This window comes from Alteribacter salitolerans, assembly GCF_016901055.1.
Classification (GTDB): domain Bacteria; phylum Bacillota; class Bacilli; order Bacillales; family Salisediminibacteriaceae; genus Alteribacter; species Alteribacter keqinensis.
This window is the reverse complement of the sequence record NZ_JAFEUX010000001.1, coordinates 82,964-108,659: the sequence shown is the minus strand read 5'-3', so window position 1 is coordinate 108,659 and position 25,696 is coordinate 82,964. Positions and strand designations below refer to the sequence as shown.

The following is a 25,696-nucleotide window of genomic DNA, read 5'->3' as shown; positions in this document are numbered from 1 at the left end:
TCGTTTTCAACACAGAGTAATTACAGATAAAAATAACATAACGTAGTTAAGGGCAGGCCCTAACTACGTTTATATTGTACTTAGCAGGAGCATGACCCTGCACTTATTCTATTTTAGCAATTGTTGAGGAATTTTTCATCATTGATTATATCTTTGTACTAAAACCGGCTGAATCTGCTCCCCGGAAATGGCTGCTTCGACAGTATCTGCCAGTCTTGTCATATCCGCTACAAGAGAGTTTGGCTTTTTGTAAGGATGATCCTGCCCAAACGGGATGAAGTAAATGTTCTTTGTTGCCATAAGACGCATGATGTTAACCCCGTTCAGCCCGAGCGCATCATTTGTTGAAATACCTAAAACCACCGGCTTTCCGTTTCGAAGCGTGGCCTTTGCCCCCATCAGTACCGGCGAATCGGTCAGGGCGTTGGCAAATTTACTCGTCGAATTCCCCGTAATCGGTGCAATGACCATACAATCAAGAGGTGTTGCTGGCCCGAATGGTTCCGCAAGAGGAATGGTGTTTACAATCGGTTCATCTGTAATGCTTTTAATCCGCTCAATCCAGTCCTCACTTTTACCGAACTTAGTATCAGTGCTTTGTACCGTATGTGTCACAAACGGTGTTACCTTTGCCCCCAGACTAACCAGCTTTTCCATTTCCGGCATGACTTCTTCATACGTACAATGCGACCCGGTTAATCCAAAGCCGATATGCTTCCCTTTTAAGGACATTAAGAAGTGCCTCCCCTCATTTTTTCCCACTGTTCCGCCAGTAGCAGCGACAAAACATTGGCTAAAATTCTTCCTGCAGTCTTCGGTGCTACAATACCGGGCAGCCCCGGAGCCAGTAACGCCTTTATGCCCCTCTTTTCCGCATAGCGAAAGTCGGTGCCTCCCGGCTTGCTTGCCAGGTCCACAATTAAAGCGTGTGCCGGCATTTTAGAAATTACATCTGCTTTTAACACTTCTGCAGGAATGGTATTAATAATGACATCCGCACTCTCCACATGAGCCCGCAGATCTGAAAGTGCAATGGGTTCAAGACCCTGTTCAAACGCTCTTGCAAGAAGCTCTGTTTCCTGTGCTGCCACTTTTACCTTTGCCCCCAGCTGCCTGAATGTTCTTGCAACCGTCATACCGACACGGCCGAAACCGAGTACGACCATTTCTGATGAATGAATGGTCGTGTCTGTATGCTGAATGACCATCATCACAGTCCCTTCAGCAGTCGGAACGGAGTTATAAATCGCCACATCATCACGGTTAAATACCTCGACAAACGGACGCTTGCAGATGTTAAGCAGAGCTTTTATTGATTCCGTTGAAATCCCTGAGTAGATCGTCGTCGTCTTCTTCGTACCACTTAACCATTTTGCATCTATCATAATCGGCTCTCCGGAGAAGATCGTCTCCACTTCACCTTTTGCATTCATTCCGCTTACCGGCAGGATGATCGCATCCACCCCTGCCGGGTCGAGTGTACTTATAAATTGTTTGTTTGCACCGGCGAAACCGTCATCCAACTGATCAAATCCGACTAACGACAACTTAGCATCCATCTGTGATAGTTTACGAATAATTTCCAGCTGCCTAGCATCTCCGCCGATGATTGCTATATGCATATCTGTTAACACTCGTTTTTTCTCCCCTTTCTCCCATATGTCTTTTTAAAGGGGACCCTCATTTGCGATGTTCTTCATCCACATACTATGTATTCCTGTAAATGAACGTGCGGGAGTAAGCGCAGTGTTCTCAGAAAAAATGCAGGCTTCCGCAAAAATAAAATTATTGGATACCCCCCCTCAACGAAGCATCTATGTACGGAAGGAGCTCCCTATTACAGGCCTGTTGCCGAGCATTCCACTGCTTTACCAACTGCATTGAAAAAGTCATCATTTTAAAAAGTTGGCTCTGTTAAAATCAATGCTCTTTATCAAGCCAAAAAGGTATATGCTGATTTCGCTTATTGCATTTTATCCCGGCAGTTGAAGAACCTCCTCAGCATTTCTTATTGCCAAAACACCCCGGCTCCTTGGAGTGATAAATAGGACCGTCATTTTAAAAGGTCTCTGTGGTCGGCTTGATCTGAAGACAGCAAAAAGAGGGCGACTCATAAGGTAGCAATTATACCTTGTGAGTCGCCCTCCAGAGCAATAATAAGAGCCATTGCCAACCTACAATTGGACTTTTGAAACAGCCTCTTTAAGGCTGAACTTCGATTATGATCATGTCTGTTCCTATTTTCTTAATCTGGTGCCAGTAGACAGTCACTTCTTTATCCCGTTTTCCGAGACCGAACCATTTTAATGTTGGAATAACAAATGCCTGGATCTGTCCCGTTCGTTCATCGATAACCAGGTCTGTCTGACCGAGAACACCAAGTCGTTCCCCTTTGTGAAAGTCAATGATTTCTTTATTGCTTATTTCACTCAGGCGCATGGAACCCCTCCTTTATAACCCTCTATATCCGAGTTTATGAATAAAAGGAGGCAGTCATGACATGTTAAGCTAGGGAACTTGGGAGTTTGCCGTCGGGACTTACAAGTGTCATGGCAAAATCCTTTGAAAATACATCGTGACTTATTGTTTTGACGTCTGATAACGATACTTTTTCTATTTCTGCAACAATTTCATCGAGCGTCCGGTGTCTTCCGAGAAGCAGCTCGTTCTTCCCGTTTCTGCTCATTCTGCTGTTTGTACTTTCAAGGCCCAGCATGAGACTGCCTTTAAGCTGTTCTTTTGCATTCTTCAACTCACGCTCTGTTATTCCATTTTCTTTAACTCCGCTCACAACTGAAGACAGGCATTCATACATGTTGTCCAGGTGTTTAACGGCTGTACCTGCATACAGTGTGACCATCCCTGTATCGTGAAAAGAGGAATGATAGGAAAAAACAGAGTATGCCAGACCCCGGTTTTCACGGATTTCCTGAAACAGTCTGCTGCTCATAGACCCGCCCAGAACGTTATTTAAAAGAATCAGGCTGTATATATCTTTATGGCCGATCGGAAGTCCTTCATACCCAAGGCAGAGGTGGGCCTGTTCGGTTTCTTTCTTCCGTGCCATTTTATTATGTTTAAATGTCGGACTCTGAAGGGATTTATCCGATTCAAACTGCCGCATTCCGTTAAATGTATCCTGAATAAATTCAACGAAAGATTCATCCACATTTCCGCATACGGAAATGACAACATTATCTGCATTGTAAAACTGATCCATATAGGATACGAGGGAATCCGTTGAGAACGTCTGCAGTGTCTCCTCTGTCCCGAGTATCGGATAGCCGAGGGGATGGTCTCCAAAGCCAGCCTGGCTTAACAGGTCATGGACAATATCGTCAGGAGTGTCTTCGTACATTTTTATTTCCTCAAGGACAACTCCTTTCTCCTTGACCATTTCCTTCTGATCGAAAGTAGAGTTAAAATACATGTCTGCCAGTACTTCCAACGCATGTCTTGCATGTTCATCGAGCACTTTTGCATAATAGCACGTATATTCCTTGGAGGTAAAAGCATTAACCTGTCCCCCGATGGAATCAAAGGACTCGGCGATCTGCTGGGCATTCCGTGATTTTGTACCTTTAAAAAACATGTGTTCAAGAAAATGGGACACCCCGTTCTGCATTTTTGTTTCAAACCTGGACCCTGTTCCAATCCATACTCCGATGGAAACTGACCTTACTGTATTGTTCGGTTCAAATACAATTCTCAACCCATTATCACACGTTACTCTTTTAATCAAATTACATCCCCCTAGTACCACGTCTGTTGTTGTTTTCCAGTGATGCGCTCTTCACTCAATGTCTCCGACACGGTGCCGAGATGCAACCCTTTTTCCTTCAGTCCGACTATCATCTGCTCCAGCCCCTCTTCTGCCGAGGCGGTCGGATGCATCAGAACGAGTGAACCTGCTTCTGATTTTTCGATGATTTTTAAAGCCATCTGGTCCGCCGGCGGGTTTCGCCAGTCAATCGTATCGACGGTCCACATGACAGTATGCATGGCTAACTCACTGGCAATGTCTACTGCATCCTGTCGGAAGCTTCCGCTCGGCGGTGCAAACCAGTGTGGTTTAATTCCGAGGGTCGCATCTATAATATCATTCGTTTTTACAAGCTCTTCACGTATCCGATCATTGGAGAGTTGTTTCATGTCAGGGTGAGAATAGGCGTGGTTTCCTATCTCATGACCTTCTTCTACAATCATTTTAGCAAGTTTTGGGTTTTTTTTCACCCATGAACCGTCTAAAAAAAACGTTGACTTCACATCATGTTCCTTTAATGTCTTCAACATCCCGGGTAGAAATTCATTTCCCCATGCCACATTGATCATGAGGGATACCATTGGCTTTTCCGGATTTCCCTTGAATATCGGGCTTGGAGGAAGATCATCAAGACTCACTTTTGGCCTGGTCTGAACGTATACAAGTTTTTTCGGATCAAAAACCCCGCCCGGCTTCATTTTCTCATACGAGGCTGTTTCATCAACTTCGAGTCCGTTAAGTCCCGGAATGGCCTTCCATACTTTATCAACTACCGCATCTGCAGCTGCTACTTCAAACTCAGTTTTCCTGTCTGAAATCTCCTGGTATAAAGGGTTTTTGCTTGAAAGCGCTTCTACGGAAGCCTCACTTTTCAATTCATATATATAACTCGAAGTTATTGGATTCTGGGTACTGATTAACGTCAGAAGAAGTATGAATAAAAATGTCGACCACTGCAGCAGAAATCGCTTAACCATAGGCTGTCCCTCCTTATTATCACACTATGCACAGGAAGGACAAGGTAGAACGGGGTTTCATCATTGCAGAGCTTTTAATAAAAGGCTGTGTTATCCTCGGGTGTTAATTTACGCTCATAGCACTTTCCCCAGGCGGTTCGTTAGCCTCATACACTCGCTGCTTCTTCCTCTGCCAGCTATGCTTTGAAGTTGGTCGGCGTCTAAGCAACTCGCAGCTTACTCATGAAGCAGCGCTCGTGTCTGCGGGGTCTCCCCGGAACTCACTTTTCCCAAGGGAGCCTCACTTGAAAACAGCGCCTGAGAGATGTAGCAAAACCCACAAAAAAAAAGCCGGTCTCCCGGCCTTTTTTATGAGCTTATTTCTTTGTTTCTTCCGTTAGAAGAATTTTACGGGAAAGGTTTACGCGTCCCTGGTTGTCAATCTCGGTTACTTTAACCATGATTTCGTCGCCGAGGGAAACTACGTCTTCCACTTTGCCTACACGCTCTTTTGCAAGCTGGGAAATGTGTACAAGCCCGTCTTTTCCTTTGAACAACTCTACAAATGCCCCGAATTTTTCAATCCGTTTAACTTTGCCGAGGTATGTCTCGCCAACCTCAACTTCACGGACGATGTCTTCGATGATGCCTTTTGCTTTGTTGTTCATCTCGGATTCGGTTGAAGAAATATATACTTTACCGTCCTGCTCAATGTCAATCTTAACACCTGTATCTTCAATGATCTGGTTAATCACTTTTCCGCTCGGGCCGATAACGTCGCGGATCTTATCAGGGTTAATGTTCATTGTAAGGATCTTAGGTGCATAGTCGGAAAGCTCTGTTCTTGGCTCTGCAATGGCGCTCAGCATGTTATCAAGAATCTTCATGCGGCCTGTCTGTGCCTGGGAAAGAGCCTGTTCAAGGATTTCACGGTTAATCCCATCAATTTTAATGTCCATTTGAAGAGCAGTGATGCCTTTTTTCGTTCCTGCTACTTTAAAGTCCATGTCTCCGAGGAAGTCTTCCATTCCCTGAATGTCAGTAAGAACAGAGACGTCATCTTCATCTTTAACCAGACCCATTGCAATTCCGGCTACAGGTGCTTTAAGGGGAACACCGGCTGCCATCATGGCAAGTGTAGATGCACAGATACTCGCCTGGGATGTCGATCCGTTTGACTCGAGTACTTCAGATACGAGACGAATGGTGTATGGGAAGTCTGCTTCTGAAGGAATAACTTGTTCAAGTGCACGTTCACCAAGAGCACCGTGTCCGATTTCACGTCGTCCCGGGCCACGGATCGGGCCTGTCTCCCCGACACTGAAGCTTGGGAAGTTGTAGTGGTGCATGAAACGTTTTGTTTCCTCGATTCCAAGTCCGTCAAGAATTTGAACATCACCTAATGCTCCCAGTGTACAGATGCTCAAAGCCTGAGTCTGTCCGCGTGTGAACAGCCCGGATCCGTGTACACGGGCCAGAATATCAACCTGGGAGTCAAGAGGGCGGATTTCATCAATCTGACGGCCATCCGGACGTACTTTGTCTTTTGTAATCAGACGGCGGACGATCCCTTTAAGAATTTTGTCAAGGATGGACTTCGCTTCTCCGCTTCGGTCTTCTTCCTCTGTTGCATATTCGGCTGAAATGCGGTCAATCACTTCTTTGATTGCCGTTTCGCGGGCATGCTTTTCAAAAACAGTCGCTGCTTCTTTAAGGTCAGCTTCTGATTTTTCACGAAGCTCAGCTTCGAGTTCAGGATCACCTGTCGCAAGCTTCACTTCCATCTTTTCTTTGCCGATTTTAGAGACGATGTCCTCCTGGAACGTAACGATCCGCTTAATCTCTTCATGACCGAACATAATCGCTTCGAGCATCACGTCTTCTGGAACTTCTTCTGCCCCAGCTTCAACCATGTTGATCGCATCTTTCGTACCTGCTACTACAAGGTGGATGTCACTTTTCTCCAACTGTTCTGTTGTCGGGTTGATGACAAATTCATTGTTAACACGTCCGACGATCACACCTGCAATAGGTCCGTCGAAAGGAATATCTGAGATAGACAGGGCAAGAGAAGACCCGACCATCGCTGCCATTTCAGGTGAACAGTTCTGGTCGTTGCTCATAACGATACTGATTACCTGGAGGTCGTTTCGGAAACCATCCGGGAACAGCGGACGGATCGGGCGGTCAATCAGACGGCTGGTTAATACCGCATTTTCACTCGGACGTCCTTCTCGTTTAATAAACCCACCAGGGATCTTCCCTGCTGCGTATAGTCGTTCTTCGTAATTACATGTCAGAGGGAAGAAAGGTAAATCCTTCGGCTCTTTTGAAGCAGTTGCTGTACAAAGTACTGCAGTATCGCCATATCGTACCATAACCGCACCGTTTGCCTGATTGGCAAACTTTCCGGTTTCAAATGTCATTGTACGACCGGCAAAATCCAATGAAAATAATTGTTTTTCTTGTTCCATAAGTACAAGTACTCCTCTCATTCACATTTCCTGTGAATCATACTACTCATTATTTTTGACTTAAATTTATGTAGTAAACATGTCTGACAAAAATCTTTAGCCTTTTTTATCATATCAGATGGCCAGTCGCCGGGCAACGTTCATTTGGCAGCTGTCACAAATGTAAAAATTTCCCTTTAACTATAACAAAAAAGCGGGATGAATCCCGCTTTTCCAAAAGTGTTCTTATCGACGAAGACCAAGTTTGTCAACAAGTTGACGATAACGAGCAACATCTTTGTTACGAAGGTAAGTCAACAAGTTACGGCGCTGACCAACCATCTTTAGAAGTCCACGACGAGAGTGGTGATCCTTCTTGTGCGTGCGCAAGTGATCGTTTAAAGTCGTGATTTGCTTCGTTAGGATAGCAACCTGCACTTCAGGAGAACCAGTATCGTTCTCGTGAGTTTTGAATTCGTTAATGATTTCATTTTTGTGCTCTTGTGATAAAGCCATCCAATCCACCTCCTTAATATATATCCCCAGTCGCCTAGCGGACGTCGGTGACTCGTTCCGCCAAGTGATGGTTAACATTGATCATGATACTAGTTTTGCCCGGAAAACACAAGGGCAGACGCTATATTTCTTTTATTTTCGCAAAAAAATCACGAACACAGCCCTCATCTGCCTTTAGCTGGGCGATGAGCTCGTCCACGCCGGAAAAGGCTTTTTCTGAACGAATCCGCTCATGCCAGCGGATCAGTACTTTCTTTCCGTACAGATCGCCGGTAAAGTCAAACAAATGAATTTCAACTGCCGGTTTATCCGGTGCTTTTTCGTTAAATGTCGGTTTAAAACCGATGTTGCACATTCCTTTGAGCCATTGGCCGTCTGAGCCCAGTTCAACGGCGTATACCCCCGGTTTCGGAATGAGATAAGCTTGGTCTTTATCTACATTGGCAGTTGGAAAACCGATTGTCCGTCCCCGTTTTTCACCGTGTACCACGGTTCCTGAAGTCTCGTAATTCCTTCCGAGGAGTTTTTTTGTTTCATAGAGTTCTCCTGACCGGATCGTTTCACGAATGCGTGTGGAACTGATCTTTTCATCGGCCTCGTCCACTTTCCCTACAACCGTATGGCTGAAGGCGCCACGGGAGTGGAATTCGATCGTTTCCATCGTACCTTTACCAAGCCGGCCGTAGGAGTAATCAAAACCAGCTACAACATGCTTTACGTTTAATCCAATTAAATAGTCATCACAAAAGTTCTGTGGTGTAAGCTCTGCAAATTCAGGTGTAAAATGGACCACAAAAAGGAAGTCCGGTCCGATTTTACCGATTTCCGACTCTTTTTTTGACAAAGGAGTAAGATAGTCAATGGCTGCTCCCTTTCGCAGCACTTCCTTGGGATGAGGATCAAAAGTCATGACTCCACTCTTTTCCCCACGCCTGTCTGCTTCTTCCATAGCTGTCTGAATGACTTTTTTATGCCCGCGGTGGACACCGTCAAAAAAACCGAGTGCAAGAACGAGAGGAGGAAAATCAGATTTAACAAAAGAATGAGGATGATTTATATGAATTGTCTGCACAGTTCCACCTCGAATACCGGCATGTCCTGAAAAGAGAAAGTTTCTACAGAATCTTAAGCATTTTCTCCGGTTTCATCATACCTTCTTTGTTTGGGTGCTTTTTATAAATGGCTAAGCATTCCCCCTGTTGATTATACAAAGTGAAACGGGATTCGTCCATTGTTTTTGGTAATGGAATGACAGCTCCGTTCATTACTTTTGCTTCTGTTTCTTTATCTACAGTGAGTTTCGGCCAGTCTTTGAGGGCATGTTCAAAAGGATAAAGTGACTCCTCCAGCCGGTTCAGTTGCTTCAATTCAGCAAGCTGTTCTTCTGTCAGGCACTGGTCGGAAGTAAAAGCTCCTGAAGCTGTCCTCACGAGATCGGACATGTGGGCAGGGTATCCGAGAAGTTCTCCCATGGTCACAGCCAGGGTTCTTACATAGGTACCCTTGCTGCATTTTACACGGAAACGAAAGGTTACAAGGCCGTCTCTTTGGACCACGGGTGATGTTCGTTCCAGTTTGTAGATTGTTACTTCACGGGACGGACGCTCTACTTCAATCCCCTGTCTGGCGTACTCATAGAGCCTTTTTCCTTTTACCTTTACTGCAGAGTACATTGGAGGTGTCTGTTCGATTCTCCCATTCAGCCTTTCCAGGACTTCATCCACATCGGTTTCAATTAAAGTTTCGGATACGTCTTTTTGTTCCACTTTTTCACCTGAACTGTCTTCAGTTGTTGTAGAGAAGCCTATTGTTGCTTCTCCTTCATATTCCTTGGATTCCGCAGTCATGTACTCCACAAGCTTTGTCGCCCGTCCGATACAGATAGGAAGAACACCTTCCACGTCGGGGTCCAGGGTGCCTGTATGTCCGACTTTTTTGGTGCCGTAAAGTCTTTGCATATCCCTGACACAGTCAAAGGATGTTTTTCCCCTTTTTTTCCATAATGGTACGATTCCCTCTGGATTCATTTTCTGCACCTCATTTATGCGCGTTCGTTTATGTAATTCATTTGTTTAGATTGTGGATATTATTTATTACTTCCCGACAGGGTAGATAGAGATGAAGCCTGCTTGGTTTTCACCTTCCGCGGCGGTGCAGGCAAGCCTCTGAAGACTCCATTTTCTGTTAAGGTTAGATGTTGATTTGCGCTCCCTTTCCGCGGGCGGTTCGGGAGCCTCCTCGACACACTGCTTCTTTCTCTTACAGCCAGGCTTCGAAGCCAATGCGTCGAAGCAACTCGAAGATTATTCATGAAGAACGCTTTTCCCGCAGAAGTGTCGCGCATTCGCTCCAATCAACTGTTTTTAAAGGAAGAAGTCTCATCGATTTCTTTTGCGACAACAGACACCTTTTCTCATCTATCCACACCATTGCGTATGGAAATAGGCATGCGGTCTATTTTCATGTAAATTTACTCAACACACTGTGCGTAGTTGAATGGGAATATGCGAGTCTGCGGATAGGGAGCGTATTCCGTTCAACGAAGCTGAATGTCAATGAAGGGTATTAAAACCCTTCCTAACTCTCTTTTTAAGGACAGCTTTTCAAAAAGAGCAGAATGCTTTCTGTACTAGAGAGCCTTATACATAAGAAAAAGGATGGCCCGGAGGACGTATGCCGACCTTCTGAGCCACCCTTAACAGTATTAGCGGTCGTTGAGTTTTCGTAAAAGCTCCTCAATACGGTTACCACGCTCGATACTTTCATCAAATTTGAAATACAGTTCAGGTGTTTTGCGGATTTGAATTCGTTTGCCGATTTCGGAACGGATGAATCCGGTGGCTTTTGAAAGACCATTTAACGTTTGTTCTTTCTGCTCATCTTCACCATAAACCGTGATGTATGCTGTGGCTTGCTGGAGGTCCCCTGTTACATCAACAGCAGTGACTGTTACAAAGCCCACTCTTGGATCTTTAATTTCACGCTGAATAATATCAGTCAGTTCTTTTTTGATCTGTTCTCCGATGCGATTTGCACGAACATTACTCATAGTGCGCACCTCCAAATTAGTTGCTGGAGCGGTTCTGCAAAAAAGAGATTCGCTCCCTTTTTTTACGATGTTAATCGTGACTCTATGTGCTTCGCTTTCCACACGGTGCAGGGAGAGCCGCCGCAGGATCTGCGAAACATTAGAACCATTCCCACTGTACCGAAGCCGTTTCAATCTCAGGAACGCTGTCAATGAAATGGAGTGCCCTGTTTAATTCCTGTTCCACCCGTGTACGGTCGGAACTGACAGAGGCTATGGTGATCTCTGTTCGCTGCCAGACATTCTGATGACCAGTCTCCGATACTGAAATATTAAGGCGGTCACGAAGGCGGGTAATGACGCTCTTTAGTACCCCGCGCTTCTCTTTTAAAGACTGAGCGTCATAGATAATCGCTTCAATCGTAAGGACGCCGATCATTAGCGCTTGATTTCTTCCATTACATAAGCTTCAATGACGTCGCCTTCCTTAACATCGTTGTAGTTTTCAAGTGTAATACCGCACTCATAGTTTTTCGCGACTTCTTTAGCATCATCCTTAAAACGCTTCAAGTCACGGATGGTGCCTTCGTGAAGAACAACTCCGTCACGGATAAGGCGGACACTGGAATCTCTTGTAATTTTACCTTCTGTAACATAGGATCCTGCGATCATGCCGATTTTTGAAACTTTAAATGTCTGACGGACTTCAGCCTGACCGATTACTTTTTCTTCATACTCAGGATCAAGCATTCCTTTCATTGCCTGCTCCACTTCTTCAATAGCGTTATAAATAACGCGGTGAAGACGGATATCTACGCCTTCCTGATCTGCTGTACGCTTGGCGTTAACATCCGGACGTACGTTAAATCCGATAATTATGGCGTTTGAAGCACTTGCCAGGATAACATCAGACTCTGCAATCGCACCTGCACCGGTATGAATGATGTTGACTTTAACACCTTCAACCTCGATCTTCTCAAGAGAGCCTTTCATAGCCTCTACAGAACCCTGTACATCGGCTTTGATAATAATGTTGATATCTTTAATATCCCCTTGCTGGATCTGGTTAAACAAATCATCCAGACTTACTCGGGAAGATTCACGGCGCTGTTCAACTTTTTGTTTCACGGCACGGGCTTCACCGATCTGACGGGCTTTTTTCTCGTCTTCAAAGACCATAAACTGATCTCCTGCCTGAGGCACGTTGTTAAGACCCGTAATTTCAACAGGTGTGGAAGGTCCGGCTTCTTTAACACGGCGGCCAAGATCGTTAACCATAGCACGTACACGGCCGAATGTGTTTCCGACTACAATCGGATCACCGACACGAAGTGTACCTGATTGAACGAGCAGTGTAGCAACAGCTCCGCGCCCGCGGTCAAGTTCCGCTTCGACGACTGATCCCCGTGCACGTTTATCCGGATTTGCTTTGAATTCTTCAACTTCAGAAACAAGAAGGATCATTTCAAGGATTTCATCAATTCCTTCGCCCTTGATCGCACTCACGTTGACGAAAATCGTATCTCCTCCCCATGCTTCTGATACAAGACCGTGCTCAGTAAGTTCCTGCATGACACGATCCGGGTTTGCTCCTTCTTTATCCATTTTATTCACGGCTACGATGATTGGTACTTCCGCTGCTTTCGCGTGGTTAATCGCTTCTACCGTCTGCGGCATAACGCCGTCATCCGCTGCAACAACGAGAATTGTAATATCCGTTACCTTTGCTCCCCGCGCGCGCATTGTTGTAAAGGCTGCGTGACCCGGAGTATCAAGGAAGGTAATTTTTCTGCCTTTTTCTTCTACTTGGTAGGCACCAATATGCTGGGTAATTCCCCCTGCTTCACCGGCCGTTACTTTTGTGTGTCGGATGCTGTCAAGGAGCGTTGTTTTACCGTGGTCAACGTGACCCATGATTGTCACAACTGCCGGACGCTCTCTCAAATCTTCCGGTGCATCCTCTTCTTCAATCGTTTCAAATTCAGCTTCATTAATGACGATTTCCTCTTCCACTTTCACTCCGAAATCTTCACCAAGAAGTTCAATTGTATCATTGTCAAGTTCCTGGTTAATGGTAGCCATTACACCAAGACCCATTAGTTTTTTGATGATTTCAGATGGTTCTTTGTTCAGCTTGTCGGCAAATTCCCCGACTGTTATCGGAAGGGTGTACGTAATTTCCGTCGGCATTGGCTTAGGAGCCGGACGGCTTGGCTGACGGTCATTTCTCTGATTGTTGTTTCGCTGGTTACGGTTTTTGTTATTATTTCTGTTATTGTTCTTTTTGCCCTGCTGATTGTTCGGCTTATTTGAACGGTTTGTTTGTTTTTTATCATTCATAGGTGACTGATCACGTCCTTCATTACTTTGACGCTTTTTCGCGTCATTTTTTTTCGGTTCATTCTTCCCCTTTGTCTCACTACCTGATTCGAGCTTCTTTTTTGCCTCATCAGTTAATACACTCATATGGTTTGAAACTTCCACATTAAGTGTTTTGAGACGTTCAATCACTGCTTTACTTGTCGTATTCTTTTCTTTGGCATATTCGTAGATTCGCATCTTTTTCATCTGTTTACCTCCTGAGATCATGGCACTCCTGCCCTGTGTTTTACAAGAGGTTTGAGCCATGAATCTTTATTCCAGTAACGACTGAAGCTTTTTTGCAAAGCCGCTTTCTTCTACTCCCAATACTACTCTTTCATTTTTTCCAATCGCATGTCCAAGGGTCTCACGGTCTCCTGTAATCACAAGAGGAACGTTATAGTAGGTACTTTTGTCTGCGATCTTCTTTTTCGTATTGTCAGATGCGTCTTCTGAGAGGATGACAAGATGCAGTTTTTTCTTGCGCATCGACTGTAATACAATTTCTTCACCAGTAACGACAGCTCTGGCCCGGTATGCAAGACCAAGCAGGTTAAGGGCTTTATCTTTCATTTTGACTTCCCTTCTGCCACTTCCGTTACGAGATAATCATAGAAATCATCGTTCACTTTCGTCTTTAAGTGACGTGAGAGAATATCTTTTTGTCTGGCTTGTTCAAATACTTCCTTCGATGCTGTTAAATACGCCCCTCTGCCTGATTTCTTGCTTGTAGGATCATAGATAACATCGCCTTCAGGTGTACGGACGATCCGCACCAGTTCCTTTTTCGGCTTCATCTCGTTAGTGACAACACACTTGCGTAAAGGAGTTTTCCTTGCTTTCATAGTCAGCACTCCTTATTTCTCAAAGTCCTCTTCTTCATATGAGGCTGCTTCTGTATAATTCTCTTCCTGATCGCCAAATCCTTCTTGGTCATGAAGGTCAGTGTCTTCCTTTAATGGTGCATTCGGATCATATAGGCCCAGCTCTTCAGCATCGGATTCACTCTTAATATCAATCTTCCAGCCTGTAAGCTTTGCAGCCAGACGGGCGTTTTGGCCACGTTTCCCGATTGCCAGTGAAAGCTGGTAGTCAGGAACGACAACCTGAGTCATCTTCTCTTCTTCATTTACTGTTACCTGAAGGACTTTGGAAGGGCTCAGGGCGTTGGCCACGTATTCCTTAGGGTCTTCTGACCAGCGGACGATATCGATCTTCTCGCCTTTAAGTTCGTTTACGATCATCTGGACTCGCTGACCGCGCTGACCGACACAGGAACCTACAGGATCCACTTCCGCATCTTCTGCGTGAACCGCAATTTTTGAGCGGTCTCCGGCCTCACGGGAAACAGACTTGATTTCCACTGTTCCGTCATAAATTTCAGGTACTTCAAGCTCAAAAAGACGCTTTAGAAGGCCTGGATGAGTGCGTGAAATCATGATCTGAGGACCTTTGGTCGTCTTCTCCACTTTTGTAATGAAGGCTTTTATGCGGTCATTATGCTTATACGACTCGTTAGGCATCTGTTCGTTTAAAGGCATGATCGCCTCAACTTTACCAAGATCCACATAAATAAAACGGTGGTCCTGTCGTTGAACAATCCCAGTCATTATATCTTCTTCACGGTCGATGAAGTCAGAATAAATAATCCCTCTTTCCGCTTCACGTACACGCTGGGTAACTACCTGTTTCGCTGTCTGGGCAGCGATTCTTCCGAAGTCTTTCGGCGTTACTTCAATTTCAACAATGTCATCAACCTGATACTGCGGGCTGATGGACTTGGCTGCATCTTCGGAAATTTCCAGCCTTGCATCAAACACTTCCTCCACAACCACTTTCTGAGCGAATACACGGATTTCACCGTGCTCCCGGTCAATGTTGACGCGTACGTTCTGCGCCTGGTTAAAATTACGTTTATAACCTGTAATTAAAGCTTGTTCAATGGCTTCCAGAATGATTTCCTTGTCGATGCCCTTGTTCTTCTCAATGCTCGTTAAAGCATCCATAAAATCACTATTCATGAGTGGTGGTTCCCCCTTTAAAAACAATTCCAGACACGTCTAATCACCCGCCGCAGAACGACCGGGACAGGACGGACTTTTAATTTCCCTACATGATGACTGCAAGTCTTGCCTTGGCTACTTTTTCGTACGGAACCTCAACAGAACGGGTTCGCGTTTTTACAACCATCTGAATGGTAAGCCTCTCACCATCAAAGTCGAGAAGCTTCCCCTCGAATACCTTTTCACCGTCTATAGGTGCGTAGGTCGTTACATTTACATTTTTGCCTATTGCTTTTTTTACATCTTCTGCTTTTTTGAGCGGACGCTCAGCCCCTGGTGAAGAAACCTCCAGATAGTATGCTTCCTCAATCGGGTCTTCCTTATCGAGGGCTTCACTCAGTTTTTCGCTCACTGCTGAACAGTCATCAAGGTCAACGCCTTTATCAGAATCAATGTAGACTCGGAGAAAGTAGTTTTTGCCTTCTTTGACGAACTCTGCTTCTACCAGTTCGAGTCCCATTTGTTCCACAATTGGTTGTGCCATTGTTTCAATTGTTGTTTTAATATTACCTGCCATATGTTTCGCCTCCTTGCTTTGAACGGGCTGGACTTTTGTTTTGGATGTTTGTTCAAAATCAAGGCAAACGTTAAGAAGATCGTTGGTCTGTAAGAACCTTTTACGCTGGTCTCCTTATTTTGAACGCTGTAAATCCGGTTCAGCAAAATGAGGGATAAGCCCGGAAAACCGGACTTATATCCAAAAGAAAGAGTGGGATGCTCCCACTCTTTCGGCTGCCGTTATTCTAAGTATTGCCATCTAACTATAACATAAACCTTTTTGCCGTGCAAACCAACGTGTGGCTTATCAGAACAGCGACAGCTGGTTTGAATCAGGAAGTCCTTCGAGGCATCCGTGATCGTCAAGGTTCTGAAGAACGGTTTTTGTAATCTTACTCCGCTTCTGCAGGTCTTCTTTAGAGAGGAACTCGCCGCCTTCTTTTGCCTTTTCAATGTTGATTGCCGCATTTGTTCCAACACCTGTAAGAGCATTAAACGGCGGGATCAGGCTGTCCCCGTCAACAACAAACTCAGTTGCCTTGGAACGGTAGAGATCGACCTTCTGAAAAGAGAAACCACGCTCACACATTTCGAGAGCCAGTTCCAGGACGGTTACCAGACTCTTTTCCTTTGGCGCTGCATCCAGGCCTTTCTGATAAATTTCTTCCATACGCTTTCGTATGCTTGCAGAACCTCTGTGCATGGTATCCAGATCAAAGTCATCGGCACGGACAGTGAAATACGCAGCATAGAACAGGATCGGATGGTGGACCTTAAAGTACGCAATACGTACTGCCATTAAAACATAGGCCGAAGCGTGGGCTTTCGGGAACATGTACTTGATTTTAAGGCACGAACCGATATACCAGTCCGGCACACCGTGTTTTTTCATCTCTTCAATCCATTCTTCCTGGAGCCCTTTTCCTTTACGTACAAATTCCATGATTTTAAAGGCAAGGCTGTCTTCGAGCCCTTTGTACTGAAGATACACCATAATGTCGTCACGGCATCCGATAACGTCTTTTAATACACACGTCCCATCGGCAATTAAGTCGGCAGCATTATTCAGCCATACATCCGTTCCGTGGGAAAGACCGGAAATCTGAACGAGTTCGCTGAACGTGCTCGGCTTTGTATCTTCAAGCATCTGTCTTACAAAACGGGTGCCAAATTCGGGAATTCCATAAGTTCCGGTCTTACACATGATTTGGTCTTCCGTTACCCCGAGTGACTCTGTACCGCTGAACAGTTTAAACACTTCCGGGTCGTCAACAGGGATATCCTGCGGGTCCATCCCTGATAAGTCCTGGAGCATCCTGATTACCGTCGGATCATCGTGTCCGAGGATATCAAGCTTCAAAAGATTATCGTGGATCGAATGGAAGTCAAAGTGCGTTGTCTTCCATTCTGATTCCCGGTCATCTGCAGGAAACTGAATGGGTGAAAAGTCATAGATGTCCAGGTGATCCGGTACGACAATGATCCCCCCGGGGTGCTGTCCGGTGGTCCGCTTGACTCCGGTACAGCCGGAGACAAGACGGTCAATCTCAGCTCCCCTCAGACGGAGCTGGTTGTCATCTTCATAACCCTTTACGAATCCGTATGCCGTTTTTTCCGCTACTGTACCGATCGTTCCGGCACGGTAGACATAATCAACACCGAACAATTCTTTTGTATAGTTATGGGCAACAGGCTGATAGTCACCTGAGAAGTTTAAGTCGATATCAGGTACTTTGTCTCCTTTAAATCCAAGGAAGGTTTCAAAGGGGATGTCCTGCCCGTCTTTTGTATATTCTGCTCCGCACTTTTCACAGTTTTTATCGGGAAGGTCAAACCCGGATCCGACTGAGCCGTCATCAAAGAATATACTGTGCTTGCAATCAGGACACACATAGTGCGGCGGCAGAGGATTCACCTCTGTAATTTCCGTCATGGTAGCTACAAAGCTCGACCCTACTGACCCCCGTGAACCAACAAGATATCCGTCATCAAGAGATTTTTTTACGAGTTTTTGAGAGATAAGATAAATAACGGAGAACCCGTTGCTGATAATGGACTTGAGTTCTTTTTCAATACGCGCTTCCACAATTTCAGGAAGATCATCCCCGTAAATGCTTTTTGCCATGGAATAAGTCATATCACGCATTTCATCATCTGCCCCTTCAAGATTGGGGGTGTAGAGGTCATCAGGTATGGGCTTAATCTCATCGATATCATCTGCGATCATATTAGGGTTCGTAACCACAACCTCTTTTCTCTTATCCTCAGAAAGGAAGGAGAAACACTCGAGCATCTCATCTGTTGTCCTGAAGTGGACATCGGGCAGAGAATGACGGTTCAGGGGGTTGGCGCCGCCCTGACTTGCTATTAGAATCTTTCGGTAGATTTTATCTTCCTGGTGCAGGTAGTGGACGTTTCCGGTTGCCACTACCGGTTTATCAAGCTTCTCACCGAGTTCAACAATGTTTTTTAATATCTCTTTTAAAGCCAGTTCATCCCGGACGATTTCTTTTTCAATAAGTTTATAATAATTGGCAGGAGGCTGGACTTCCAGGTAATCATAAAATTTTGCGATTTCCTCTACTTCCTCCGGTGCTTTCTGCATCATCGCATCGAACACTTCACCGTTGTCACATCCGGAGCCGACGATAATCCCTTCCCGGTTTTTAGCAAGCACCGACCTTGGAATTCTCGGGACTCTATGGAAATAATCAATATGGGCTTTTGAAACGAGACGGTAGATATTACGAAGACCGTCCTGGTTCTTTGCCAGAAGAATACAGTGATTAGGCCGTTGTTTTTTATATTCATCACCGGTGGACTGGTAATTCAACTGGTTATGGTTTGTAATTCCTTGCTCTCCGGCGTCCTTGACCATTTTCCAGAGAAGATGGCCGGTAGCTTCCGCATCATAGATGGCACGGTGATGGGAGACCAGCTCAATGTTAAATTTCTTACAGAGCGTATTTAACCGGTAGTTACGGTAGTTCGGGTAAAGAAGCCGGGCAAGCTCCAGTGTATCAATGACCGGATTTGCTGTTTTATCATAACCGATCCTTTTAAACCCGGCATCGAGAAAGCCCATATCAAAGCTTGCATTATGGGCTACAAGGACAGCATCCCCCATCCAATTGTGGAAATCTTTCAGGACATCTCCGACTTCAGGTGCCCCTTCAACCATGTCGTCCGTAATTCCCGTAAGATCGATAATGGTAGGACTGAGCTTTTCATGGGGATTGGCAAACGATTCAAAGCGGTCGATGATCTCTCCTTCTTTCACTTTTACAGCAGCAAGCTCGATGATCGTATTGTAAACAGCAGACAGTCCTGTCGTCTCGACGTCAAAGACGACGTACGTATCATCAGAGAGATTTCGGTCGGCTTCGTTATAGGCAATCGGCACACCATCATCCACCAGGTTGGCTTCGAGACCGTAAAGGATTTTAACCCCTTCTTTCTTGCCTGCTCCATAGGCTTCGGGATAGGCCTGGACAACACCATGATCAGTTACGGCAATGGCTTTATGTCCCCACTTTTTTGCCTGCTGGATGTATTTAGAGACACTTGTTACGGCATCCATCTGACTCATTGGTGTATGAAGGTGAAGCTCAACACGTTTCTCATCCTCAGGAGCAAGATCCTGTTTTTCAACAGGCCGTACTTCCTGGATGTCACGCGCCATCATCGTCAGGTCCCGGACAAACGTATCGTGCTGGATCATACCTTTTACTTTCAGCCACATACCCTTTTTGATTGCTTCAAGCGCAGGAACATCCTCTTTATCTTTTGAAAACATCTTAATCAGGAACGAATCGGTATAGTCGGTCATTTTAAAGGTCAGAAGGGTTCGGCCGCTTCTTAGTTCCCTTGTTTCTGCATCAAATACGTAACCTTGAAATACAATATTGTTTTCTTCTTCCTGTACTTCTTCCATTCGTTTAGGCTCGTCTTTAATCGGTTTACCGATGGCAACTGCCGACTGACTGCCAAGTTCTTTCGCTTTCTTTTCTATTTTCTGTTTCTCCATCATCGCTTCGACAACTTTGGAGTGATCTTCTTCTTGTTTTTTCTCTACAAACTTCTCGTAAGCTTCCTTCGATTCTTTCACAGTTGCATCGATCTGCATGGAAGGAAATCCTGTCTGAACAAGAAGGGCTTTCAGCGGTTCAGATACTTTTCGCTTCATCATTTCCGCTTCAGCATCATTTATAGCAGCAAGAAACAGTTTGTTCTGTTCAACTGAAGGGACCTGCTCTTTCAGACGGCGGATGAGGCCGTTTGTCGTTTTTTTCAGACACTCTGTAAAATAAGGCCAGTAGCTCTCAATATGACTCTTTGGATCGACAGGTTCCTCGTAACGGAGAGAGAGTTCAACCTTTGCGATATGCTTTAAGCCTTCTATAATCGTAGTCCGGAATACCTCAAATGCCGGAAATGGAAGAACAGCCGGCAGACAAAAAGCAAAGTGCCAGCGTTTTTCATTTTTATAGACTTCCAGCTTTTCTATGTATCCGCCTTTAACATGGTTATCGGTAATTGCACCTGGCATCGCTACTTGTTCTAACAGAAGCTCAAACCGTTCACGGCGGATTTGAAGCTCATCTTTCATGAAACGTTCCCCCTCTTTCTATCCTCTGGTCAAACATGTTCCTATTTACGCCTCCAAAAGGGGCTTCACGTTTTAAGGGTGCCCCGTCAGGCTGGAAACCGCCTTTTTTCGGGACACCCTCAAGTAATATCTTAAATCAGATTGATTACAGTTTCAAATGGCGTGAAATGGTATCCATCAGTTTATCTTTATGGACTTCCATTTTTTCTTCTTCATTACGAAGCTTCACTTCGAGAATACCTTCATCTGCTTTTTTCCCTACCGTTACACGGACAGGCATCCCAAACAGGTCGGCATCTTTAAACTTAACCCCCGGACGCTCTGCCCGGTCGTCAAACAGAACATCATAGCGGGAACTGAGGCTTTCGTATAGCTCTTCCGCAAGTTCCCTCTGGGCCTCCTGCTTCATATTTACAGGAATAAGGTGAACGTGGAATGGTGCAACGCTGTGAGGCCATACAATTCCGTTTTCATCATGGTGCTGCTCAATAATAGCGGCTACCGTTCTGGAAACGCCGATCCCGTAGCTTCCCATTACCATCGGCTGGGATTTACCATTCTCGTCAAGGAATGTTCCCTTCATCGATTCACTGTAGCGGGTTCCGAGTTTGAATACGTGTCCAACCTCAATTCCTTCCTTAAACTGAATCGTTCCTTTGCCATCCGGTGAAGGATCTCCTTCCTGAATTAAACGAAGATCACTGTATTCAAGATCAGAGAGGTCCCTTTCCGGATTTACATTCACATAGTGGGTGTCTGTTTCATTTGCTCCGCAAACGCCGTTAACAACTGATTTTACGGCATGGTCTGCAATGATCTTTAAGTCTTTTGCTGCACCTACCGGACCGATAAACCCTGTAATGCTGCCTATGTGCTGTTTCGTCTGTTCATCGTTTGCAAGTTCCACGATCTGTGCATCAAGGACATGCTTGATTTTGATGTCATTTACTTCATGGTCTCCCCGTACAAGAACAAGAACAGGCTCGCCATCTACGATAAACAGCATGCTCTTGATCAGGTCTGCAGGGTTTTTCTCCAGAAAATCAGCGACATCGGTAATGGACTTCTTACCTGGCGTATCTATTTTTTCAAGCTCTTTTAGAGGCTCGTCCCGCTTTTCATACGAAACATTAACCGGAGCGATTTCAATGTTCGCTGCAAAGGACGATTCATTTGAATAAGCGATTGTATCCTCACCGATATCACTGAGAACCATAAATTCGTGTGTGTCCTTTCCTCCCATCGCACCGGAATCGGCAACGACGGCACGGAAATCGAGTCCGCAGCGGGTAAAGACATTCGTATAGGCGTCATACATTTTACGGTAGCTTTCATCGAGACCTTCGAAGTCTTTGTCAAAGGAGTATGCGTCTTTCATAAGGAATTCACGTGATCTTAAGATTCCAAAACGGGGGCGTCTTTCATCACGGAATTTTGTCTGAATCTGATAGAGTGTCATAGGAAGACGCTTATAGGAATTCACATCATCACGGACAAGAGCTGTGATAACTTCCTCATGGGTAGGACCTAAAGCAAATTCTCTCTGGTGACGGTCTTTTACACGCATAAGTTCCGGACCGTACATCTCCCAGCGCCCGCTCTCCTGCCACAGTTCCGCATTTTGAATTGCCGGCATGAGCATTTCCTGGGCTCCCGACTTGTCCATTTCCTCACGGATAATTGTTTCCACTTTTTTCAGTGCTTTTAACCCTAATGGCAGAAACGAATAAACACCTGCAGAGCTCTGGCGGATTAATCCTGCCCGCAGCATAAGCTGATGGCTTTTAACCTCCGCATCACTTGGGGCTTCTCTTAATGTTGGCGATAAAAATGTGCTTTGTTTCATATGTATACCACCTCGTATTCAATTTGAATAAGCGATGAGGCCGGGACATAATGAAAGTGTTTAGGTGAGAACCTGACAAAGTACTGACTTAGCGGATGAAATATACGAAGACTCCTGCGGGATGAAAAGCAAAGGTGAGACCCCGGAGCGCGAAAGCGCGAGGAGGCTGCTTCCCGCGGAAAGCGAAGTATATTTCAGGAGCGGTTTATCAGCGCCGCTACGATTTGTTCGGATTCCCGTTGACTAAAACACTTCTGTGCCAGCCTCATGCTTTAAACTTTATTGGTTTGTTTTTTGTTTCTGATACTGCCTGCCTGCGCTCATTTATTGTTTTTTACAGGAAAAACTTATTGATGTCGTTCCATGTTACCACGAGCATCAGGAGCATGAGCAGGGCAAACCCGATGAAGTGTACCATACCTTCTTTTTGCGGATCAATCGGCTTGCCTCTAACAGCCTCAAGTCCGATAAACATCAGTCGTCCGCCATCCAGGGCAGGGAGCGGGAGAAGGTTGATAATCCCCAGGTTTACACTCAAAATGGCTGCCCACTGCATGAGTACCAGGATACCCATTGCTGCGACTTCGCCGGTATAGCTGTATATCCCTACAGGACCCGCAAGATGATCAAGGCTGAACTGCCCTGTTACAAGCATTCCGAGAGCTTCAACAATCAGGACAGTATACTCGTAGGTCGTGGTAAACCCAAAGAGAATGGAACCAAAAATATTAAACTCTGTGGGCGGGTAAATACCGACAACACCCTGAACCTGTTCTTCAGGACCGATTCTTTCATCAGGTACCATTTCGACCTGGAACGTCTCAGATCCTCTCTCTACTTGGAATAAAAGAGATTCGTTGGCACTTCCCTGAATAATGGTAGTCATCTCTTCCCAAGTGGAGACATTTTCGCCGTCAATTGAAAGGATCCGGTCACCCTGTTCAAGACCCGCTTCAATTGCTACTCCGTCGTCTGTTACATCACCTACAAGGGCTTCGTCAACGGGAAGTCCGGCAATCAGTGCATAGGCAGTAAGAATAACTGCCGCCAGGGCAAAGTTCATCATCGGGCCTGCAAAAATGGCCATCGCCCGCTGCGGAATCGTTTTTGATGGGAACTGGCGGTCATAAGGAGCAATCTGTGTTGCTTCCTCATCGTGGATAAAGTTCGCCTTTTCGTGTACAGGATACGTAACCAGACCTTCTTCATCTGCTACATAACCTTGTACAAAAAGCTTATGTTCAAGATCAATTTTTTCTACCTGAATCACTTTGCAGTCCGGATGTTTTGATTTATTGTTTACAACAATATCGGTCACCCGGTCCTGTTCATCGAATTTAAGGCCGATCTCATAGCCCGGCTTGATCTGTATCATTTCCGGGTCTTCTCCGGCCATCCTTACAAACCCGCCTAAAGGAAGGAGACGGATCGTGTAGGTTGTCTCATTCTTTTTGAAAGAAAAGATCTTCGGACCGAAACCGATGGCAAATTCACGGCATAAAATTCCTGCCCGCTTTGCAAAAATCAAATGTCCCCATTCATGAATGAAAACCAAAAGACCAAAAATTATCACAATAGCTATAAACGTATTCACGTTATCACAACCTTTTACTTCATATCGGTTTGAACAAAACGGCGGGTCATACGGTCTACTTCAAAGATTGTATCAAGATCCGGGTTTTGAATCACTGAATGGGACTCAAGCGCCTGTTCGATGATCGTTTCGATCTGAAGGAACTGGATTTTCCCATTGAGGAAAGCATCCACTGCCTCTTCATTTGCTGCATTAAGAACAGTTGGAGCTGTTCCTCCGATCCGCCCCGCTTCGTATGCCATCTTCAAACAGCGAAAACGTTCAAAATCCGGCTTTGAAAAATGAAGCGTTCCGATTTCCCACAAGTTTAACCTTTTCTTATCAGGCATTGCAAGACGGTCCGGGAGTGACAAAGCATATTGAATCGGCACTTTCATATCCGGCATACCGAGGTGGGCCAGTACGCTACCATCAATATATTCTACCATGGAGTGGATCATGCTTTCTTTATGAAGGATCACATCAATCATCTCGTAAGGCATATCAAACAGCCAGCGGGCCTCTATCACTTCAAGCCCTTTGTTCATCATCGTTGCCGAATCGATAGTAATTTTTGCTCCCATACTCCAGTTCGGGTGGTTCAGGGCATCCTCCACTGTCACACCTTCGAGCTCTGCTCTCGTTTTATCACGGAAACTGCCTCCCGATGCCGTAAGAATTAATCTCTCCACTTCCTTTTCGGAATTCCCTTCAAGGCACTGGTAAATGGCAGAGTGCTCGCTGTCTATCGGAATCAGCTTTACGTTATTCTCTTTTGCAGCACGGGTTACGATGTGACCCGCTGTCACGAGCGTCTCCTTGTTGGCAAGAGCTACATCTTTCTTGGCCTTCATCCCTCTGAGTGTAGGCTCCAGTCCGACACTGCCCATAAGAGCATTGACAATCGTGTCCCCCTCCGCCTGTTCCACGGCTTCAAGAAGGCCTTCTCTGCCATAGCCGGTTTTGACTGAACCAGGGATCATCGTTTTCAATTTTTCTTCGTCTTCTTTTCGTTGAACACATACAAATTCCGGTTTGAATTCCCGGATTTGTTGAGCTGCAAGTTCAATGTTTCTTCCGCACGTTAAAGCGTGGAGTCTGAACTGTTCCGGATGGGCTCTGATGACGTCCAGAGTCTGGACACCAATGGAGCCGGTCGAACCTAGTAAAATGATCGTCTTCATCGCTTTGACGCCCCTTTTATGTCTGTAGCCGCATACAAAGCGAAACTACTGAATGAATGATAGTAAATATAAAATCGGCATGACAAAGATTAAACTGTCAAACCTGTCAAGAATACCTCCGTGTCCCGGGAGAACCTGTCCTGAATCTTTCACAGAATAATGCCTTTTCAAGGCTGATTCCACAAGGTCCCCAAGCTGGCCCGAAACACTCACCACAAGGATAAACAAAAGCGTTATGAGCATAGAGTCGTATACCGGGAAGAAAAACGAATAAATAAATCCGAACAGGATCGCAAAGGCGATTCCCCCAAGAGAGCCTTCAATCGTTTTTTTCGGGCTGATATGGGGCCATAGTTTATGTTTACCGAGAAACCTGCCGCAGAAATATGCGCCGGAATCCGTTACCCACACAAGAATCAGGACAAAGAACAAAAAGATAAGTCCGTCTTCAAGAAAACGGGCAGCTAAAAAATAATGAAAACCAAAACCTATGTATACTGAAGACAGAATAATAAAACCTGCTTCATCAAATGTAAACGCATTTTTGGAGATGACCGTCAAAGCCAGAAGAACAATGATCATCAGCAGGAACGTCTCTGTTCTCTCAAGGTGTATGAGGTCAAAGTTTAATATGTTCTCAGGTAAAAGAAGGAGCCACATAAAAATAAATCCGATCGCCCCGCGATAGGAGAAAGGAGACATCCCTTTCATTTTAAGTATCTCAGCCATTGCAATGGTCGCTAGCAAAAAGATAAGGAAGGTGAATGGCAGCCCTCCAACGAGTATTACAGCTAAAAATCCGGCACCGGCAACGACACCGGTAATAATTCGTTGTTTCATTGTCCA

At 45.3% G+C, this 25,696-nt stretch carries 21 protein-coding genes; all 21 read right to left on the bottom strand.

Features of this window, described 5'->3' with window-relative positions; genetic code table 11:
- Window positions 1–138 precede the first annotated feature (138 nt).
- The 21 genes from dpaB to JSY36_RS00450 all read right to left on the bottom strand — a co-directional run bounded on the left by dpaB (window position 139) and on the right by JSY36_RS00450 (window position 25,690).
- The gene (dpaB, locus tag JSY36_RS00550) at window positions 139–732 is read right to left on the bottom strand and encodes a dipicolinate synthase subunit B (RefSeq protein WP_205164814.1); all 594 of its coding nucleotides are present in this window, start codon (window positions 730–732) and stop codon (window positions 139–141) included.
- Window positions 732–1,634, bottom strand: a complete 903-nt coding sequence (gene dpaA, locus JSY36_RS00545) for a dipicolinic acid synthetase subunit A (RefSeq protein WP_122897058.1) — start codon at window positions 1,632–1,634, stop codon at window positions 732–734. Before dpaA ends, dpaB begins: the two co-directional genes overlap by 1 nt.
- 568 nt (window positions 1,635–2,202) lie before the next feature.
- On the bottom strand, window positions 2,203–2,439 hold the full coding sequence (locus tag JSY36_RS00540) for a YlmC/YmxH family sporulation protein (protein ID WP_110517759.1): 237 nt from the start codon (window positions 2,437–2,439) through the stop codon (window positions 2,203–2,205).
- Window positions 2,440–2,503: 64 nt separating this feature from the next.
- The gene (locus JSY36_RS00535) at window positions 2,504–3,742 is read right to left on the bottom strand and encodes a M16 family metallopeptidase (RefSeq protein WP_122897060.1); all 1,239 of its coding nucleotides are present in this window, start codon (window positions 3,740–3,742) and stop codon (window positions 2,504–2,506) included.
- Between the two features lie 11 nt (window positions 3,743–3,753).
- A complete protein-coding gene (locus JSY36_RS00530; RefSeq protein WP_205164813.1) occupies window positions 3,754–4,740 on the bottom strand; it encodes a polysaccharide deacetylase family protein in 987 nt (328 codons plus the stop codon).
- A gap of 356 nt (window positions 4,741–5,096) precedes the next feature.
- Window positions 5,097–7,193: a polyribonucleotide nucleotidyltransferase gene (pnp, locus tag JSY36_RS00525; protein ID WP_122897062.1), complete on the bottom strand. Its 2,097-nt coding sequence runs from the start codon at window positions 7,191–7,193 to the stop codon at window positions 5,097–5,099.
- 225 nt (window positions 7,194–7,418) lie between these two features.
- Window positions 7,419–7,688: a 30S ribosomal protein S15 gene (rpsO, locus tag JSY36_RS00520; protein WP_026689855.1), complete on the bottom strand. Its 270-nt coding sequence runs from the start codon at window positions 7,686–7,688 to the stop codon at window positions 7,419–7,421.
- A 121-nt stretch (window positions 7,689–7,809) separates the two neighbouring features.
- Window positions 7,810–8,760: a bifunctional riboflavin kinase/FAD synthetase gene (gene ribF / locus JSY36_RS00515; RefSeq protein ID WP_122897063.1), complete on the bottom strand. Its 951-nt coding sequence runs from the start codon at window positions 8,758–8,760 to the stop codon at window positions 7,810–7,812.
- Between the two features lie 43 nt (window positions 8,761–8,803).
- A complete protein-coding gene (gene truB / locus JSY36_RS00510; RefSeq protein WP_205164812.1) occupies window positions 8,804–9,715 on the bottom strand; it encodes a tRNA pseudouridine(55) synthase TruB in 912 nt (303 codons plus the stop codon).
- Between the two features lie 677 nt (window positions 9,716–10,392).
- The gene (rbfA, locus tag JSY36_RS00505; protein WP_122897065.1) at window positions 10,393–10,737 is read right to left on the bottom strand and encodes a 30S ribosome-binding factor RbfA; all 345 of its coding nucleotides are present in this window, start codon (window positions 10,735–10,737) and stop codon (window positions 10,393–10,395) included.
- A gap of 139 nt (window positions 10,738–10,876) precedes the next feature.
- On the bottom strand, window positions 10,877–11,155 hold the full coding sequence (locus JSY36_RS00500) for a DUF503 domain-containing protein (protein ID WP_122897066.1): 279 nt from the start codon (window positions 11,153–11,155) through the stop codon (window positions 10,877–10,879).
- Window positions 11,155–13,284 carry a translation initiation factor IF-2 gene (gene infB / locus JSY36_RS00495; protein ID WP_205164811.1) on the bottom strand — a complete coding sequence of 710 codons (2,130 nt, stop codon included), beginning with the start codon at window positions 13,282–13,284 and terminating at the stop codon, window positions 11,155–11,157. The genes JSY36_RS00500 and infB overlap by 1 nt, the downstream gene beginning before the upstream one ends.
- A gap of 66 nt (window positions 13,285–13,350) precedes the next feature.
- The gene (locus JSY36_RS00490; RefSeq protein WP_205164810.1) at window positions 13,351–13,650 is read right to left on the bottom strand and encodes a YlxQ family RNA-binding protein; all 300 of its coding nucleotides are present in this window, start codon (window positions 13,648–13,650) and stop codon (window positions 13,351–13,353) included.
- Window positions 13,647–13,922, bottom strand: coding sequence for an RNase P modulator RnpM (gene rnpM, locus JSY36_RS00485; protein WP_205164809.1), 276 nt, complete (start codon window positions 13,920–13,922; stop codon window positions 13,647–13,649). Before rnpM ends, JSY36_RS00490 begins: the two co-directional genes overlap by 4 nt.
- A gap of 12 nt (window positions 13,923–13,934) precedes the next feature.
- Entirely contained in the window at window positions 13,935–15,098 is a 1,164-nt protein-coding gene (nusA, locus tag JSY36_RS00480; RefSeq protein WP_122897070.1) for a transcription termination factor NusA, read from the bottom strand.
- Between the two features lie 88 nt (window positions 15,099–15,186).
- Window positions 15,187–15,657, bottom strand: a complete 471-nt coding sequence (rimP, locus tag JSY36_RS00475) for a ribosome maturation factor RimP (RefSeq protein WP_205164808.1) — start codon at window positions 15,655–15,657, stop codon at window positions 15,187–15,189.
- 288 nt (window positions 15,658–15,945) lie between these two features.
- Window positions 15,946–20,247, bottom strand: a complete 4,302-nt coding sequence (locus JSY36_RS00470) for a PolC-type DNA polymerase III (protein ID WP_205164807.1) — start codon at window positions 20,245–20,247, stop codon at window positions 15,946–15,948.
- 145 nt (window positions 20,248–20,392) lie between these two features.
- Window positions 20,393–22,093 carry a proline--tRNA ligase gene (locus JSY36_RS00465; protein WP_205164806.1) on the bottom strand — a complete coding sequence of 567 codons (1,701 nt, stop codon included), beginning with the start codon at window positions 22,091–22,093 and terminating at the stop codon, window positions 20,393–20,395.
- Between the two features lie 334 nt (window positions 22,094–22,427).
- Complete coding sequence (rseP, locus tag JSY36_RS00460; RefSeq protein WP_205164805.1) at window positions 22,428–23,687, bottom strand: RIP metalloprotease RseP; 1,260 nt, start codon at window positions 23,685–23,687, stop codon at window positions 22,428–22,430.
- Window positions 23,688–23,701: 14 nt separating this feature from the next.
- A complete protein-coding gene (locus JSY36_RS00455) occupies window positions 23,702–24,850 on the bottom strand; it encodes a 1-deoxy-D-xylulose-5-phosphate reductoisomerase (RefSeq protein WP_205164804.1) in 1,149 nt (382 codons plus the stop codon).
- A 45-nt stretch (window positions 24,851–24,895) separates the two neighbouring features.
- Window positions 24,896–25,690: a phosphatidate cytidylyltransferase gene (locus JSY36_RS00450; RefSeq protein ID WP_122897076.1), complete on the bottom strand. Its 795-nt coding sequence runs from the start codon at window positions 25,688–25,690 to the stop codon at window positions 24,896–24,898.
- Between the last annotated feature and the right edge of the window lie 6 nt (window positions 25,691–25,696).